The sequence below is a fragment of the Ureibacillus thermosphaericus genome (assembly GCF_012396605.1).
Lineage (GTDB): Bacteria > Bacillota > Bacilli > Bacillales_A > Planococcaceae > Ureibacillus > Ureibacillus thermosphaericus.
This window is the reverse complement of sequence record NZ_JAAXPW010000077.1, coordinates 1-1,456: the sequence shown is the minus strand read 5'-3', so window position 1 is coordinate 1,456 and position 1,456 is coordinate 1. Positions and strand designations below refer to the sequence as shown.

Annotated in this window: 1 protein-coding gene; it reads left to right on the top strand. The window is 38.9% G+C overall.

Going from position 1 to position 1,456, the window contains the following annotated elements:
* The first annotated feature begins 94 nt into the window (after positions 1-94).
* Complete coding sequence (locus HF990_RS14770; protein ID WP_016839220.1) at positions 95-1,450, top strand: IS1182 family transposase; 1,356 nt, start codon at positions 95-97, stop codon at positions 1,448-1,450.
* Positions 1,451-1,456: the final 6 nt, after the last annotated feature.

Sequence of the window (1,456 nt, the reverse complement as noted above, 5' to 3'; positions counted from 1 at the left end):
TCAGCTTGTAGACAAAGTCCCTAACTAGGGGCCAAATCTACAGGCTTTTTTGTATAATAGGGATAGAATTCTTGGTTAACGGGGGAAATTTAGGATGTTATCGAAGCGTACTGACAATAATCGAAATCAATTGGAAATGGTGGCTCTTGATCAATTGGTTCCAGAAGATCATTTGGTAAGGAAGATTGAACAAGCCATAGACTTTGATTTTATTTACGATCTTGTCAAAGATACCTATTGCCTAGATAACGGAAGGCCTAGTATTGATCCTGTTGTGCTCATTAAAATGGTCTTTGTGCAGTATTTATTTGGTATTCGATCCATGCGTCAAACGATCAAAGAAATTGAAACCAACGTGGCGTATCGATGGTTCTTAGGATATGGTTTCACAGAGAAAATTCCTCATTTTTCAACGTTCGGCAAGAATTATGTTCGTCGTTTTCAAGGTACTGATTTATTTGAACAGATATTTTATCGTATTTTAAAAGAAGCGATGAATAAAGGATTAGTGGATGCATCTGTTGCCTTTATTGATTCAACACATGTCAAAGCAAGCGCCAATAAAAAGAAGTTCGATAAGAAAATTGTCCGGGCAGAAACAAAAAGCTATCAAGCGCAATTAGAGTTAGAGATTAACCAAGACCGTGAAAACCATGGAAAAAAGCCCTTTCCCCCGAAAGAGAATGAAGAAACCAAGGAAATAAAGGTCAGTACAACCGATCCTGATAGTGGCTATTACGTAAAAGATGAACGGGAAAAGATGTTTGCCTATTCTTTTCATACCGCCTGTGATGCAAAAGGCTTTGTCTTAGCTACCAAGGTAACGGGAGCGAATATTCATGATAGTCAGGTGTTTGGTCAATTACTCGAACAAGTCATCGAAAAAGTAGGCAAACCAACTGCAGTAGCCGTAGATGCCGGATACAAAACCCCAGCGAATGCGAAAAGTCTATTGGATAAAGAGATTCGTCCAGTCATGCCATATACAAGGCCTAGAACAAAGGACGGTTTCTTTAAAAAGTATGAATATGTATACGATGAGCATTATGATTGTTATATCTGCCCAAACAACCAAACTCTTGAATACCGAACAACAACAAGAGAAGGATATCGACAGTACGCTTCGAAACCGGAAATATGTAAAACGTGCCCATTTTTAGAAAAGTGTACCCAAAGTAAAGATCACACTAAATTTATTCATCGCCACATTTGGGAGCACTATGTGGAAGAAGTCGACCACTTAAGACATACAGATATCAATAGAAATATATATGATAAGCGCAAAGAAACGATTGAACGGGTCTTTGCCGATGGAAAAGAGAAGCATGGCATGCGATGGACAACTCTACGAGGACTGGAAAAATTGTCCATGCAGGCGATGCTTACTTTCGCTGCCATGAACTTAAAGAAAATGGCAAACTGGACATGGAAAAGACCATGTCCAGCCTAAATAAGA